The sequence below is a fragment of the Klebsiella planticola ATCC 33531 genome, from assembly GCF_000735435.1.
Lineage (GTDB): Bacteria > Pseudomonadota > Gammaproteobacteria > Enterobacterales > Enterobacteriaceae > Klebsiella > Klebsiella planticola.
In genome coordinates, this window is the sequence record NZ_JMPP01000003.1 from 1 (window position 1) to 14,705 (window position 14,705).

General features: G+C 55.5%; 11 protein-coding genes and 1 pseudogene. 7 read left to right on the forward strand and 5 right to left on the reverse strand.

What is annotated here, in order from left to right; translation table 11 throughout:
* The 3 genes and pseudogenes from GRPL_RS26355 to pdhR form a co-directional block, all read right to left on the reverse strand.
* Window positions 1–659: pseudogene (locus GRPL_RS26355) on the reverse strand (biotin/lipoyl-containing protein); the annotation flags it as partial.
* A 14-nt stretch (window positions 660–673) separates the two neighbouring features.
* Entirely contained in the window at window positions 674–3,337 is a 2,664-nt protein-coding gene (gene aceE, locus GRPL_RS24930; protein ID WP_032689465.1) for a pyruvate dehydrogenase (acetyl-transferring), homodimeric type, read from the reverse strand.
* 241 nt (window positions 3,338–3,578) lie between these two features.
* Window positions 3,579–4,358 (reverse strand): pyruvate dehydrogenase complex transcriptional repressor PdhR, encoded by a 780-nt coding sequence (pdhR, locus tag GRPL_RS24925; protein ID WP_004857919.1) that lies wholly within the window; start codon window positions 4,356–4,358, stop codon window positions 3,579–3,581.
* 643 nt (window positions 4,359–5,001) lie between these two features.
* On the opposite strand from pdhR, the gene aroP reads away from it, so the two are divergent.
* The 3 genes from aroP to GRPL_RS24910 all read left to right on the forward strand — a co-directional run bounded on the left by aroP (window position 5,002) and on the right by GRPL_RS24910 (window position 8,904).
* On the forward strand, window positions 5,002–6,375 hold the full coding sequence (gene aroP, locus GRPL_RS24920; protein WP_162180053.1) for an aromatic amino acid transporter AroP: 1,374 nt from the start codon (window positions 5,002–5,004) through the stop codon (window positions 6,373–6,375).
* A gap of 172 nt (window positions 6,376–6,547) precedes the next feature.
* On the forward strand, window positions 6,548–7,954 hold the full coding sequence (locus GRPL_RS24915) for a glycoside-pentoside-hexuronide (GPH):cation symporter (protein ID WP_032698149.1): 1,407 nt from the start codon (window positions 6,548–6,550) through the stop codon (window positions 7,952–7,954).
* A complete protein-coding gene (locus tag GRPL_RS24910) occupies window positions 7,954–8,904 on the forward strand; it encodes a glycoside hydrolase family 43 protein (protein WP_032689467.1) in 951 nt (316 codons plus the stop codon). Before GRPL_RS24915 ends, GRPL_RS24910 begins: the two co-directional genes overlap by 1 nt.
* Before the next feature lie 30 nt (window positions 8,905–8,934).
* Here the strand turns inward: GRPL_RS24910 and ampE are convergent, their stop codons facing one another.
* Window positions 8,935–9,789: a beta-lactamase regulator AmpE gene (ampE, locus tag GRPL_RS24905; RefSeq protein ID WP_032698150.1), complete on the reverse strand. Its 855-nt coding sequence runs from the start codon at window positions 9,787–9,789 to the stop codon at window positions 8,935–8,937.
* The gene (gene ampD, locus GRPL_RS24900; protein WP_032698151.1) at window positions 9,786–10,349 is read right to left on the reverse strand and encodes a 1,6-anhydro-N-acetylmuramyl-L-alanine amidase AmpD; all 564 of its coding nucleotides are present in this window, start codon (window positions 10,347–10,349) and stop codon (window positions 9,786–9,788) included. Before ampD ends, ampE begins: the two co-directional genes overlap by 4 nt.
* 233 nt (window positions 10,350–10,582) lie before the next feature.
* On the opposite strand from ampD, the gene nadC reads away from it, so the two are divergent.
* The 4 genes from nadC (at window position 10,583) to hofC (ending at window position 14,679) form a co-directional block, all read left to right on the forward strand.
* Window positions 10,583–11,476 carry a carboxylating nicotinate-nucleotide diphosphorylase gene (gene nadC / locus GRPL_RS24895; protein WP_004857908.1) on the forward strand — a complete coding sequence of 298 codons (894 nt, stop codon included), beginning with the start codon at window positions 10,583–10,585 and terminating at the stop codon, window positions 11,474–11,476.
* Between the two features lie 180 nt (window positions 11,477–11,656).
* On the forward strand, window positions 11,657–12,088 hold the full coding sequence (gene ppdD, locus GRPL_RS24890) for a prepilin peptidase-dependent pilin (protein WP_032698152.1): 432 nt from the start codon (window positions 11,657–11,659) through the stop codon (window positions 12,086–12,088).
* A gap of 10 nt (window positions 12,089–12,098) precedes the next feature.
* Window positions 12,099–13,484 (forward strand): type II secretion system protein GspE, encoded by a 1,386-nt coding sequence (gspE, locus tag GRPL_RS24885; protein ID WP_032689471.1) that lies wholly within the window; start codon window positions 12,099–12,101, stop codon window positions 13,482–13,484.
* The gene (gene hofC, locus GRPL_RS24880; RefSeq protein ID WP_032698154.1) at window positions 13,474–14,679 is read left to right on the forward strand and encodes a protein transport protein HofC; all 1,206 of its coding nucleotides are present in this window, start codon (window positions 13,474–13,476) and stop codon (window positions 14,677–14,679) included. The genes gspE and hofC overlap by 11 nt, the downstream gene beginning before the upstream one ends.
* Window positions 14,680–14,705: the final 26 nt, after the last annotated feature.

Sequence of the window (14,705 nt, forward strand, 5' to 3'; positions counted from 1 at the left end):
CGACTTCATCACCGCCGATGTCCGGTACGTGAACGTCTTTCGCGCCAGCTGCTGCCGCCGGTGCCGCGGCAGCGGCCGGAGCGGCTGCCTGTGCCGGGGCCGCAGCAGGTGCTGCACCAGCCACTTCGAAGACCATGATCAGCGAGCCGGTAGACACTTTGTCGCCGGTGTTGATTTTGATCTCTTTCACGGTACCCGCGAACGGCGCCGGAACTTCCATAGAGGCTTTATCGCCTTCTACGGTGATCAGGGACTGTTCAGCCGCAACGGTATCGCCCACTTTAACCTATGATCTCAGTGACTTCAACTTCGTCGCCGCCGATATCCGGTACGTGAACGTCTTTTGCCGCCGCTGCAGCAGGTGCTGCTGCCGGGGCCGCTTCTTTCTTCTCTTCTGCCTTGGCAGGTGCAGCATCAGCTGCACCGTCGGCGGAATCGAAAATCATGATCAGTTTGCCGGTCTCAGTTTTGTCGCCGACAGAGACTTTGATCTCTTTTACGACGCCAGCCTGCGGAGACGGGACTTCCATAGAAGCTTTATCGCCTTCTACAGTGATCAGCGACTGTTCGGCTTCAACTTTATCGCCTACTTTGACCAGGATCTCGGTGATTTCAACTTCATCAGCCCCGATGTCCGGTACATTGATTTCGATAGCCATTATTCTTTTACCTCTTACGCCAGACGCGGGTTAACTTTTTCTGCATCGATGTTGAATTTGATGATGGCATCTGCCACCACTTTCTTATCGATTTCGCCACGTTTAGCCAGTTCGCCCAGTGCCGCTACCACCACATAAGAAGCATCAACTTCGAAGTGGTGACGCAGGTTCTCACGGCTGTCGGAACGTCCGAAGCCATCAGTACCCAGCACGCGGTAGTCGTCAGCCGGTACATAAGTACGGACCTGCTCGGCGAACAGTTTCATATAGTCGGTTGATGCTACAGCCGGAGCGTCGTTCATCACCTGAGCGATGTACGGAACGCGCGGAGTTTCCAGCGGGTGCAGCATGTTCCAGCGCTCACAGTCCTGACCATCACGGGCCAGTTCGGTGAAGGAGGTGACGGAGTACACGTCAGAGCCCACGCCGTAGTCTTTCGCCAGGATCTGCGCTGCTTCACGAACGTGACGCAGGATAGAACCGGAGCCCAGCAGCTGAACTTTACCTTTGCTACCTTCAACGGTTTCGAGTTTATAGATACCTTTACGGATACCTTCCTCGGCACCTGCTGGCATCGCCGGCATGTGGTAGTTTTCGTTCAGCGTGGTGATGTAGTAGTAAACGTTCTCTTGTTTCTCACCGTACATACGCTCCAGACCATCGTGCATGATGACTGCAACTTCGTACGCGTAAGACGGATCGTAAGAGATACAGTTCGGAATAGTCAGAGACTGAATATGGCTGTGGCCATCTTCGTGCTGCAGACCTTCACCGTTCAGCGTGGTACGACCGGAAGTCCCGCCGACCAGGAAGCCGCGAGCCTGCTGATCGCCAGCCTGCCAGCACAGGTCGCCGATACGCTGGAACCCGAACATGGAGTAGTAGATGTAGAACGGGATCATCGGCAGGTTGTTGGTGCTGTAAGACGTTGCCGCCGCCAGCCAGGATGCGCCTGCGCCCAGTTCGTTGATCCCTTCCTGCAGGATCTGACCTTTTTCGTCTTCTTTGTAGTAAGCAACCTGCTCACGGTCCTGCGGGGTGTACTGCTGGCCGTTCGGGCTGTAGATACCAATCTGACGGAACAGGCCTTCCATACCAAAGGTACGCGCTTCATCGGCGATGATCGGCACGAGGCGGTCTTTGATGGACTTGTTCTTCAGCATCACGTTCAGGGCACGAACGAACGCGATAGTGGTAGAAATTTCTTTGTTCTGCTCTTCCAGCAGCGGAGCAAAATCTTCCAGGGTCGGCAGCTCCAGCTTCTCATCGAAGTTCGGCTGACGGCTCGGCAGATAGCCGTGCAGTTTCTGACGCTGAGCGTGCAGATAGGTATGCTCTTCGGAGCCTTCCGGGAAGGTCACGTACGGCAGTTTTTCGATATCCGCATCGGCAACCGGAACATTGAAACGATCGCGAACATAGCGAACGCCGTCCATGTTCATTTTCTTCACCTGGTGAGCGATGTTTTTACCTTCAGCGGTATCGCCCATGCCATACCCTTTAATGGTATGTGCCAGGATAACGGTCGCTTTGCCTTTGGTCTCCTGCGCTTTTTTCAGTGCAGCAAAGACTTTCTTCGGATCGTGACCACCGCGGTTCAGAGCCCAGATCTGCTCGTCAGTCCAGTCGGCAACCAGCGCGGCGGTTTCCGGATATTTACCGAAGAAGTGCTCGCGAACGTACGCGCCATCTTTGGATTTGAAGGTCTGGTAGTCACCGTCAACGGTTTCGTTCATCAGCTGAATCAGCTTACCGCTGGTGTCTTTACGCAGCAGCTCATCCCAACGACCGCCCCAGATAACCTTGATAACGTTCCAGCCGGCACCGGCGAAGATACCTTCCAGCTCGTTAATGATTTTGCCGTTACCGGTGACCGGGCCGTCCAGACGCTGCAGGTTGCAGTTGATGACGAAGACCAGGTTATCCAGTTTTTCACGGGTCGCGATGGTGATAGCGCCTTTAGATTCCGGCTCGTCCATCTCGCCGTCGCCCAGGAAGGCATAAACGGTTTGTTTAGAGGTGTCTTTCAGACCGCGGTGTTCCAGATACTTGAGGAATTTCGCCTGATAGATAGCGCCGATTGGGCCCAGACCCATGGAGACGGTCGGGAACTGCCAGAATTCCGGCATCAGTTTCGGGTGCGGATAAGAGGACAGACCGTTACCGTGAACTTCCTGACGGAAGTTGTTCATCTGCTCTTCGGTCAGACGGCCTTCGAGGAACGCACGTGCGTATACGCCCGGAGAAATGTGGCCCTGGAAGTAAACCAGGTCGCCGCCATCCTGCTCGTTGCGCGCACGGAAGAAGTGGTTAAAGCACACTTCATAGAACGTTGCGGAGGACTGGAAGGAAGCCATGTGGCCACCCAGTTCCAGATCTTTTTTCGATGCGCGCAGAACGGTCATGATGGCGTTCCAACGAATCGCAGAACGAATTCGACGTTCCAGATCCAGATTCCCCGGATATTCCGGTTCGTCTTCAACGGCAATAGTGTTGACGTAACTGCCTGTAGATGTGCCAGCAGCAACCTTCACCCCGCCTTTGCGGGCTTCAGAAAGGAGTTGGTCAATCAGATACTGAGCACGCTCAACACCTTCTTCACGGATGACCGATTCGATCGCCTGTAGCCAGTCGCGAGTTTCGATCGGATCCACGTCATTTGGTAAACGTTCTGACATGGGGGGTATTCCTTATCTATCTAATCGTTGATTAATCTGGAACCTGTCCCATTGCACTCTTTGTTCTTCATACTTCCGGCTGTATCTTTGTTGGCTGCGCTTCCTCATCCCTGTCACATAGTTCACTATGCTCCAGGGAATTCGCGCGCTTGCCGCCGCGATACATCCAAAATTATTTTGAACAACTAAAAGTGCAATAAGACAGGTTCTGCGTTTAGTTGCCGCGCTCTAAAAATGGCGCTTAAGAACCGGAGTTCTCATCTTTCCGTTGCTGTAAACGACGCAGTGAGCGTTCTCGACGACTCTCCTCACGGCTACGATCCAGCAAAATTTCTTCAATGAACGCCAGGTGTCGATGCGACGCTTCACGCGCCTGCTCCGGCTCTCCGGCGATTATCGCCTCGAAAATACGAGTGCGATGATTGCTGACCTGCGGAAGCATCTCCCGACGGGCATACAACAATTCAAAGTTCTGACGAACGTTTTGCGCGAGCATCGGCTCCATGCAGCGTAGCAGATGGAGCAGCACGACATTGTGCGCCGCTTCGGTGACGGCAATTTGATACTGGACGACGGCGTCAGATTCGGCGTCAAGGTCGCCAGACTGCTGAGCCCGTTCGATAGCCTGATGCAGCTCGCGAATACGTTCGCGGTCAGCATCATTGCTGCGTAGCGCCGCGTAATAAGCCGCGATGCCTTCCAGCGCGTGGCGGGTTTCCAGCAGATCAAATTGGGATTCAGGGTGATCGGACAGTAGCTCGACCAGCGGGTCGCTGAAGCTCTGCCACAGGCTGCTCTGTACAAAAGTTCCACCGCCCTGGCGACGAAGCAACAAGCCCTTGGCTTCGAGGCGTTGAATCGCCTCACGCAGCGAGGGGCGGGAAACGTCGAACTGTTTGGCCAGTTCGCGTTCAGGCGGGAGTTTTTCACCGGGGCGTAAGGTCCCCTCAAGGATTAAAAACTCAAGCTGCTGCTCTATCACATCAGATAGTTTTGGTTGGCGGATTTTGCTGTAGGCCATATTCCCTGTCTCTGCCATTAGCCCGTAGTCAATTGGTCTTACCAATTCGCAGTTCGTAGCGGTAAAGTAACAAAGTATTCACCTTCTGTCCATACAGGTTTTGATTGAAATCAGGAAACCACGCACATTTTAACAACCTTACAGAAATAACATTTCAGAATTGTAACTTCACACAAATGATGTGTTTACCCCATAAGAGGTAGCGTTAACGTTTATGAAACGAAAAATTAGGCTATCTGAACCGATTCAACTCAGCAAAACTCAATTAATTATTCATAAATAGTGAATATCCAGCCACCTCAGGCGAATTGCTTTCACCGGCCTGCTATTTACAAATGGTTTCTTTTTGCTCGCTTCGTCATCATCCCTTCATAAAGCAGGTGCATTCACTCGCGCTTATCACTATTCTCGGTGAGACGAAAGGCCTTTTGGTGTTTTTATGTTTCGCCTTCCGTAAAGAAATCAATACGAAAACGGAATTTCGCAATTACACCACACAACAATATGTAAGCTGAATCAATCAGGACAGAGCTGACCAAAACGCCCGTGAATTTAGATAGCTATGCTATCTGGCAGGGACAGACAACGAAGCAGTAGCCTGAAGGACGACGCGTATAAACATAATAACCACACACGAGGTTTCATGATGGAAGGTCAACAGCATGGCGATCGGCTCAAGCGCGGCCTGAAAAACCGCCATATTCAGCTTATTGCTCTGGGCGGCGCTATCGGCACCGGCCTGTTTCTGGGCAGTGCATCCGTTATTCAGTCCGCCGGCCCCGGGATTATTCTGGGCTATGCGATCGCCGGTTTTATCGCCTTCCTGATCATGCGTCAGCTGGGTGAGATGGTCGTAGAAGAGCCGGTGGCAGGTTCATTCAGTCATTTTGCGTATAAATACTGGGGCGGTTTTGCCGGCTTTGCTTCCGGTTGGAACTACTGGGTACTGTACGTTCTGGTGGCCATGGCCGAGTTGACCGCCGTCGGGAAATATATTCAGTTCTGGTGGCCCGAAATCCCAACCTGGGTGTCCGCTGCGGTGTTCTTTATTGCCATCAATGCTATTAACCTGACCAACGTGAAAGTGTTTGGTGAAATGGAGTTCTGGTTCGCCATTATTAAAGTGGTGGCCGTTGTGGCGATGATTCTGTTTGGCGGCTGGCTGCTGTTCAGCGGCAACGGCGGCCCGCAGGCAACCGTACGCAACCTGTGGGACCAGGGCGGGTTCCTGCCGCATGGCTTCACCGGGCTGGTGATGATGATGGCGATTATCATGTTCTCATTTGGTGGTCTGGAGCTGGTCGGGATCACGGCTGCTGAAGCGGATAATCCGGAACAGAGCATCCCAAAAGCCACCAACCAGGTTATCTACCGTATCCTGATTTTCTATGTGGGCTCGCTGGCCGTTCTGCTTTCACTGCTGCCGTGGACGCGCGTCACCGCAGACACCAGTCCGTTCGTGCTGATCTTCCACGAGCTGGGTGATACCTTTGTGGCCAACGCCCTGAACGTCGTGGTACTGACCGCTGCACTGTCCGTGTATAACAGCTGCGTATACTGCAACAGCCGCATGTTGTTCGGTCTGGCCCAGCAGGGGAACGCCCCGAAAGCGCTGATGAGCGTTGATAAGCGCGGCGTGCCGGTCAATACCATTCTGGTCTCTGCCGTGGTCACCGCGCTGTGCGTCCTGATTAACTACTTCGCACCGGAGTCGGCCTTTGGCCTGCTCATGGCGCTGGTGGTCTCCGCGCTGGTGATTAACTGGGCGATGATTAGCCTGGCGCATATGAAGTTCCGTCGCGCTAAGCAGCAGCAGGGTGTGGTTTCACGCTTCCCGGCGCTGTTTTACCCGGTCGGCAACTGGGTCTGCCTGCTGTTCATGGTGGCGGTGCTGGTGATTATGCTGATGACGCCGGGCATGGCGATTTCCGTTTACCTGATCCCGGTATGGATTGCGATTCTGGGTATCGGCTATCTGTTTAAACAGAAAAGCGCCAGCGCACTAAAAGCACAATAATACATCTCCCTATTCTGTGCCCGTCCCGTCATGGCGGGCACAGAGCATTGTTATCTGGTTCACACTTTCCCTTCCACAGTCGTTTTATCCATATCGTCGACCTGATACTGCAACGCATTTATCGGTGATTGCGCAAATAATTCTCTCCATACCGCAACGGGGAGATCTCCAGATGGCAGGCAATAAACTTTCAGTGAGAGAAAAGATTGGCTATGGGATGGGCGATGCCGGATGCAACATCATATTTGGCGCCATCATGCTGTTTGTTAACTACTTTTACACCGATATTTTTGGCCTCGCGCCAGCGTTAGTGGGCGTTTTGCTACTCTCCGTACGCGTCATCGATGCTGTGACCGACCCGATCATGGGCGCCATGGCCGATCGTACGCGCAGTAAATATGGCCGCTTCCGTCCGTGGCTACTGTGGATGGCCTTCCCCTACGCGCTGTTCAGCGTCCTGATGTTCACCACGCCGGAATGGACCTATCACAGCAAAGTTATCTATGCCTTCGTCACCTACTTCCTGCTCTCGCTGACCTATACCGCGATTAACATTCCCTACTGCTCGTTAGGCAGCGTGATTACTAACGATCCGCAGGAGCGCGTCGCCTGCCAGTCGTATCGTTTTGTTATGGTCGGTATTGCCACGCTGCTGCTGTCGCTGACGCTGCTGCCGATGGCCGACTGGTTCGGTGGCGCTGATAAAGCCAAAGGTTATCAGATGGCGATAACCGTACTGGCTGCAATTGGTATGTGTATGTTTTTATTCTGCTTTTCCACCGTCCGTGAACGTGTGCGCCCGGCTGTGCAGACTCATGATGAACTGAAGCAAGACTTTAAGGACGTCTGGAAAAACGATCAGTGGGTTCGCATCCTGCTGTTAACGCTGTGCAACGTCTGCCCCGGGTTTATCCGCATGGCCGCCACCATGTACTACGTGACCTGGGTCATGCAGCAAAGCACCCACTTTGCGACGCTGTTTATCAGCCTCGGCGTCGTCGGGATGATGATCGGCAGTATGCTGGCAAAAGTGCTGACCGATCGCTGGTGTAAGCTGCAGGTCTTCTTCTGGACCAATATCGCCCTGGCGATTTTCTCCTGCGCGTTCTACTTCTTCGACCCACATGCCACCATGATGATTATGGTGCTCTACTTCCTGCTCAACATCCTGCATCAGATCCCGTCGCCGCTGCACTGGTCCCTGATGGCTGACGTCGATGATTACGGCGAGTGGAAAACCGGCAAACGCATCACCGGGATCAGCTTCTCCGGTAATCTTTTCTTCCTGAAAGTCGGGCTGGCGGTAGCGGGCGCGATGGTCGGTTTCCTGCTCTCCTGGTACGGTTACGATGCCGGTGCTAAAGAGCAGAGCGCCTCGGCGGTAAACGGTATCGTGCTGCTGTTCAGCATCATTCCAGGTATTGGCTACCTGATTACCGCAGGCGTCGTGCGGATGCTGAAGGTCAACCGCGAGTTTATGTGCCAAATCCAGGCGGACCTGGAAAAACGTCGCGCTAACTATGAGGAACTCAATACCTGGCAGGATCTCAAAACCAGTGAACACATAAGGAAAGCTTGATGAGCAACTGGCCTAATCCGTTTATTGAACAACGCGCGGACCCCTATATTCTGCGCCATCAGGATCACTACTATTTTATCGCCTCGGTCCCGGAATATGACCGGCTGGAGATTCGTCGCGCGGCGACGCTGGAAGGCCTGCGCGAAGCGCCGCCGGTGGTGGTCTGGCGTAAACCGGAGAGCGGCCCGATGAGCCAGCTCATCTGGGCACCGGAACTGCATGAAATTGACGGGAAATGGTATATCTATTTTGCCGCCGCTCACACCCACGACCTGGACCAACTCGGGATGTTCCAGCACCGGATGTTTGTCCTCGAATGTGCCGACAGCGACCCGCTCAGCGGCCAGTGGGTTGAAAAAGGTCAGGTAAAAACGCCCTTCGATACCTTTGCGCTGGATGCCACCACCTTTCAGCATCAGGGCAGGCGGTGGTATCTGTGGGCGCAGAAAGCTCCACATATTGCAGGCAATTCCAACCTCTATCTGGCGGAGCTGGCAAACCCGTGGACGCTAAAAGGTGAGCCTGTAATGCTGAGCAAACCGGAGTTTGACTGGGAATGTCGCGGTTTTCGGGTCAATGAAGGCCCGGCGGTTCTGGTTCACGGGGAGCAGCTGTTTGTCAGCTATTCCGCCAGCGCGACCGATGAAAACTACTGCATGGGACTCTTGTGGATAGACCTGCTGGCCGACCCGCTGCGCCCGGAGAACTGGCATAAATCGCCGGAGCCCGTATTTCGCACCAGCGATGAGAATCATCAGTATGGCCCCGGCCACAACGGTTTTACGCAAACGCCGGAAGGGGAAGATGTGCTGGTCTACCATGCGCGGAACTATACCGGGATTGAAGGCGATCCGCTGTACGATCCGAATCGCCATACGCGGCTCAAGCGGGTTCGCTGGCAAGAAAACGGGATGCCTGACTTCGGCATCCCGCCTGCCGATACGTATTGATCCCCTCCCCCGCCCGGCGGCGGGCGGGGCTTAAATCAAGGTACCGTAAATGGTGAGTAGCGCCATGATAACGACCACCACCAGCGACGTTTTTTTGGCCATTGAGACCGCCGCTTTAGGCGTCTCGACCTTATCCACATGCGGTTCGCGCGCCAGCGAAAACTGAGCCAGTCGGGTCAGAACCTGGTACTGCGACGAGTGACGATCGCCCAAAGAAGCAAACCAGGCCGGCAACGCCCTTTCACCGTGCCCCACCAGCGCATAGACCACGCCGACCAGACGCACCGGCAGCCAGTCTACCACGTGCAGAATGGCATCAATCCCCGACTGTAGGCGATGGCGCGGCGTCTGATAACGTGCCAGCCACGTCTGCCAGGCGCGCAGCATACAGTAGCCAATCAGCGTAATGGGCCCCCATGGCCCGCCAACCACAAACCAGAACAGCGGAGCCAGGTAGTAGCGGTAGTTAATCCACAGCAGGGCATTTTGCAGTTCGCTCAGAAACTCGCGGTCGTCACAGCCTGGCGGCACGCCGTGAATCAGCGTCAGCTCGCTGGCCATTGCGTCGCAGGCATGACGATCGTTGCGTGATGCGGCTTTCAGATACGCATGATAGTGCAGCCGTACCCTGCCCGCGCCAATACACAGCAGGCCGAGCAAGATCCAGAAGACCAGCAGCGGGACGTTAAACAGCACCCCGTGCAGCACGCGCTGAATAAGATAGACCACCGCCATGGCCAGCGCCGTCATCAACAGGGTCGCAGGGAGTGAAAAGTGTTTTACCCGGCGAAACAGCACTTCCAGGCGGTGATCGAGCTGCCAGTGCTCACCCAGCTTAAACAGCCGCTCAGCGATGAGAACCAGCAGCGTAGTAAACAACGTCATGGCATCTCCTTTTCTGACGAAGCGGCCAGCAGGCCGCGAAATTTTGCCCAGTCAAAAGCCGGACCGGGATCCGTTTTTCGGACTGGCGCAATATCGCTGTGGCCAGTCATATGGTGTGCGATGGCCGGGTACAAAGCGATTAGCTGCCGCGTCACCGCCACCAGCTGCTGGTACTGCGCATCGGTATAGGCCAGCGTGTCGGTTCCTTCCAGCTCAATGCCGATAGAGAAATCATTGCAGCGTTCACGCCCGTGATAGCTGGATACCCCCGCGTGCCACGCGCGCTTATCAAAGGGAACATACTGCACAATTTCGCCATCGCGACGAATAAGACAATGCGCTGAAACGCGCAGGTGCGCGATTTCCGCAAAGAAAGGATGAGCGTTGGGATCGAGCGTTCCGGTGAATAAAGCATCGATCCACGGGCCGCCAAATTCCCCCGGCGGCAGACTAATATTATGCACCACCAGTAAGGAAGGGGCTTCATCATCCGGGCGGCAATCATGGTGCGGCGAAGGAACCCGACGCGCATCCACCAGCCATCCCCCATTCAACTGCATGCGGAATCTCCTTTCGCTAACTCATGCTCCCGGGCCGCCCGTGGCCCAAAGGATGCTGATTATCATACACAAAATCGTTCAGCCTGCAGCCCAGCGACCCACAAATCATCGCTGAAAAGCAGAGACATAGCCGATACAGCGGTGCCCCGAAGCGCGAAGTCTGTATGGTGTAGAAACGCTGTTCAGGTTAGCATGTTTCCCACTGCTGAATCTTATCTATCTGGAGCTTTATCATGTCGCCTCGTCGCTACAATCCCGACCGCCGCCGTGACGCGCTGCTGGAACGCATTAACCTGGATATCACCGATGCCGTCGCCCAATCCCTGCGGGAAGATCTGGGTGGCGAGGTCAATGCCAACAACGATATTAGCGCCCAATTATTGCCGGAAGACGCACGCTCACATGCGGTCATTATTACGCGCGAAGACGGCGTATTTTGCGGTAAGCGCTGGGTGGAAGAGGTCTTCATTCAACTGGCTGGCGACGATGTCAGCATCACCTGGCACGTTGAAGATGGCGATCTCATCAAAGCGGACCAGCCGCTGTTTGAGCTGGAGGGGCCTTCCCGGCTGCTGCTGACCGGTGAACGTACTGCGCTGAATTTCGTGCAGACCCTGTCCGGGGTCTCCAGCGAAGTACATCGCTACGTGGAACTGCTGGCAGGAACCAAAACCCAGCTGCTCGACACGCGTAAAACGCTGCCAGGCCTGCGCACCGCACTGAAATATGCCGTACTGTGCGGCGGCGGCGCCAACCACCGTCTGGGTTTATTCGACGCCTTCCTGATTAAAGAAAACCACATTATTGCCTCAGGCTCAGTGCGTCAGGCGGTGGAAAAAGCTTTCTGGCTGCACCCGGACGTTCCGGTGGAAGTGGAAGTGGAATCGCTTGATGAACTGGACGAAGCGCTTAAAGCCGGCGCGGATATCATTATGCTCGATAATTTCACCACCGACCTGATGCGTGAAGCAGTGAAGCGGACCAACGGCAAGGCGGCGCTGGAAGTGTCCGGCAACGTCACGTTTAAAACCATCCGCGAATTTGCCGAAACCGGCGTTGATTACATCTCCGTGGGCGCCCTGACCAAGCACGTACACGCCCTGGACCTCTCCATGCGTTTTCGCTGATCGCCCGCCCCGGGGCCGACAATGCGTCGGGGCGTTCTTTTGCGAGACAGCAAGCATCTCTGACTCTCCTGCGTGCAAGAACACCAGAAAATCTGGAAGGTCGTTTCCCACCTCTTCATTTGCCATTCGCCGCTGCCCCTCAAGCGCGTCACAGTGCTTCCTTAACCACAAGGAGCATATATGGACAGACAACGCGGATTTACCCTGATCGAGCTGATGGTGGTCATCAGCATTATCGCCATTCTGAGCGCTATCGGCATTCCGGCTTATCAGAACTACCTGCGCAAAGCGGCCCTGACCGACATGCTGCAAACCTTTGTCCCGTACCGCACGGCCATTGAACTATGCGCGCTCGAACACGGCGGGCTGACAAACTGTGACGCCGGCGCCAACGGCATCCCTTCTCCAGCGACCACGCGCTACGTCGCCACCATGAGCGTCGCGAGAGGTATTGTCACGCTGAACGGACAAGAAAGCCTGAACGGACTGAGCGTCACCCTGACGCCGTCCTGGGACAACGCAAGCGGTATCACCGGCTGGCAGCGCATCTGCAACATAGCCAGCAACAGTGCACTCCAGCAGGCCTGTGAAGATGTGTTCCGCATAAACTGAGGCCGCCACGATGAAAACCGATCGCTTAATCTCCCTTTGCCAGCGCCATCAGGCGCTGCTGTTGAACAGCGATGAGCAAACCATCGCTATCGCGGTTGTCGATGCTCCTACGCCTGAACTGATGGAGGCGCTGCGTTTCGCTACGCAGAAACGAATCGATATCGAATGCTGGAGCCAGGAGCAGATGCATAAGCGTCAGCAGGCGGCAGCCCACGACTCGCCCCCTGCCCACAGCGATACCGCGACCGATGTTATCGGGCAGGTCCAGCAGATCCTTGAGCAAGCGCTACGCCAGCGGGCTTCCGATATTCATTTTGAACCCGAAGAAAATCACCTGCGCATTCGCCTGCGTGTGGATGGCGTGCTCCATGCACTTTCACCCCTTCCTCCTGAACGCGCAGCCCCGGTTGCCGCGCGGCTCAAAGTGCTCGGCAACCTGGACATCGCCGAGCATCGCCTGCCACAGGATGGCCAGTTTACCCTGTCCCTTGCCGGTCGACCGGTCTCTTTCCGTATTGCCACGCTTCCCTGTCGCCACGGGGAGAAAATCGTGCTGCGTTTACTGCATCAGGTCGAGCAGGCACTCGAGCTGGGGGCGCTGGGACTTTCGTCAGACCAGCTTAATGCGTTTCGCTCGGCCCTCGACCAGCCGCAGGGACTGCTGCTGGTTACCGGCCCAACCGGTAGCGGTAAAACCGTTACCCTTTATAGCGCGCTGCAAACCAGAAACCACGATGCGGTCAATATTTGTAGCGTGGAAGATCCGCTGGAGATGCCGATAGCCGGAATGAACCAGACACAAATCAACCCCCGCGCCGGGCTGACCTTTCAAAGCGTTTTGCGCGCGCTGTTACGCCAGGATCCTGACATTGTGATGGTCGGGGAAATTCGCGATGCGGAGACCGCAGAGATTGCGATTAAAGCGGCGCAAACCGGGCATCTGGTCCTCTCGACGCTGCACACCAACTCCACCAGTGAAACCCTCACCCGCCTACAGCAAATGGGCGTTGCCGGCTGGATGCTCTCTTCTGCACTGTCTCTGGTTATCGCTCAACGCCTGGTGCGTAAACTGTGCGTACACTGCCGCCGTGAAACCGGGAAGACGATGGATATACCGCGCCGCCTGTGGCCCCGACCTCTCCCGCGCTGGCAGGCCGTAGGCTGTCAGCATTGCTATCACGGCTACTATGGTCGCCAGGCACTATTTGAGCTATTGCCGGTGAATGCCCCGCTACGTCAAGCGATTGCCCGTGGCCTGAGCGCTCTGGAAATCGAATCTCTGGCACGCGAAGCGGGAATGATGACGTTGTTTGAAAGCGGCTGTCTGGCGGTCGAGCAAGGGCTGACCAACCTTGAAGAAATCATCCGCGTACTGGGGATCCCTCATGACCGCTAACCGTCTCTGGCGCTGGCAAGGCGTGGATATGCAGGGCCAATTTTGTCAGGGGACACAGTGGAACCCTGGCCGACTGGAAGTATTCCAGGCGCTTCAGCATGAACGCATTATTCCACTGGCCATTCGCCGCTGTGCGATCAAAAACACGCTCTGGCATCCGCGCTATGGCAGTCAGGTTGTTCGCCAACTGGCGGTGCTCCTTCAGGCCGGGCTTTCTTTAGCTGAAGGACTCGAGCTGCTGGCGCAGCAGCAACCGAGCGCGCAATGGCAGGCGCTGTTGCGCACACTGGCTCAGGATCTGGCGCAAGGGGTCTCGCTTTCTGCCGCGCTGGAAAAGTGGCCTCAGGCTTTTGCACCGCTTAGTCTGGCGATGATTCGTACCGGCGAACTCACCGGTAAACTGGATTTTTGTTGTCTTCAGCTGGCGCGTCAGCAGCAGGAACAGCAGCAGCTGGCGGACAAAGTGAAAAAAGCGGTGCGCTACCCGGCCGTTATTCTGGGCCTGGCCCTGATGGTGGTGGTGGCGATGCTGTGCTTCGTCCTGCCAGAGTTTGCGGCGATTTACCAAACCTTCAACACACCGCTACCGCTGCTGACGCGCCTGGTTATTCACGCCAGCGAGAGCCTTAGCTATGGCTGGCCAATGCTGATCCTGCCGATTGTGCTACCCGTAGTCCTTAACCTGATAGCCCGTCGCCGCCCGCACTGGCTGCTACAGCGACAAAAAATGCTTCACGCGCTTCCGGTGGTGGGAAAACTAAAACGCGGACAGCGGCTTAGCCAGATCTTTACCGTGCTCGCACTCACCCAGAGTGTAGGTATTAGCTTTCTGCAAGGTCTGGAAAGCGTCGAGGATACGCTGAACTGCCCGCTATGGCGCCAGCGGATCCAGCAGGCGCATCTGCACATTAGCCACGGAGTCCCCATCTGGCAGGCTCTTGAACGAAGCGGCGGTTTTACCACGCTATGCCTGCAGTTGATCCGTACCGGTGAAGCATCCGGATCGCTGGATACGATGCTGGAAAATCTCGCCCGTCATCATAGCGAGCAGACGCATTATCAGGCTGAAAACCTGGCAACGTTACTGGAGCCGGCCCTGCTGTTGATAACCGGAACAATTGTCGGTGTGCTGGTGGTGGCGATGTATTTACCCATCTTTCATCTGGGTGACGCCATTAGCGGAATGGGTGGATAAGTGCTGGCGCGAAACGCGCCAGCATC

Excerpts from the sequence above, each read along its gene's own strand:
- aceE (WP_032689465.1), bottom strand. The coding sequence starts at position 3,337 with ATGTCAGAACGTTTACCAAATGACGTGGATCCGATCGAAACTCGCGAC.
- pdhR (WP_004857919.1), bottom strand. The coding sequence starts at position 4,358 with ATGGCCTACAGCAAAATCCGCCAACCAAAACTATCTGATGTGATAGAG.
- aroP (WP_162180053.1), top strand. The coding sequence starts at position 5,002 with ATGATGGAAGGTCAACAGCATGGCGATCGGCTCAAGCGCGGCCTGAAA.
- GRPL_RS24915 (WP_032698149.1), top strand. The coding sequence starts at position 6,548 with ATGGCAGGCAATAAACTTTCAGTGAGAGAAAAGATTGGCTATGGGATG.
- GRPL_RS24910 (WP_032689467.1), top strand. The coding sequence starts at position 7,954 with ATGAGCAACTGGCCTAATCCGTTTATTGAACAACGCGCGGACCCCTAT.
- ampE (WP_032698150.1), bottom strand. The coding sequence starts at position 9,789 with ATGACGTTGTTTACTACGCTGCTGGTTCTCATCGCTGAGCGGCTGTTT.
- ampD (WP_032698151.1), bottom strand. The coding sequence starts at position 10,349 with ATGCAGTTGAATGGGGGATGGCTGGTGGATGCGCGTCGGGTTCCTTCG.
- nadC (WP_004857908.1), top strand. The coding sequence starts at position 10,583 with ATGTCGCCTCGTCGCTACAATCCCGACCGCCGCCGTGACGCGCTGCTG.
- ppdD (WP_032698152.1), top strand. The coding sequence starts at position 11,657 with ATGGACAGACAACGCGGATTTACCCTGATCGAGCTGATGGTGGTCATC.
- gspE (WP_032689471.1), top strand. The coding sequence starts at position 12,099 with ATGAAAACCGATCGCTTAATCTCCCTTTGCCAGCGCCATCAGGCGCTG.
- hofC (WP_032698154.1), top strand. The coding sequence starts at position 13,474 with ATGACCGCTAACCGTCTCTGGCGCTGGCAAGGCGTGGATATGCAGGGC.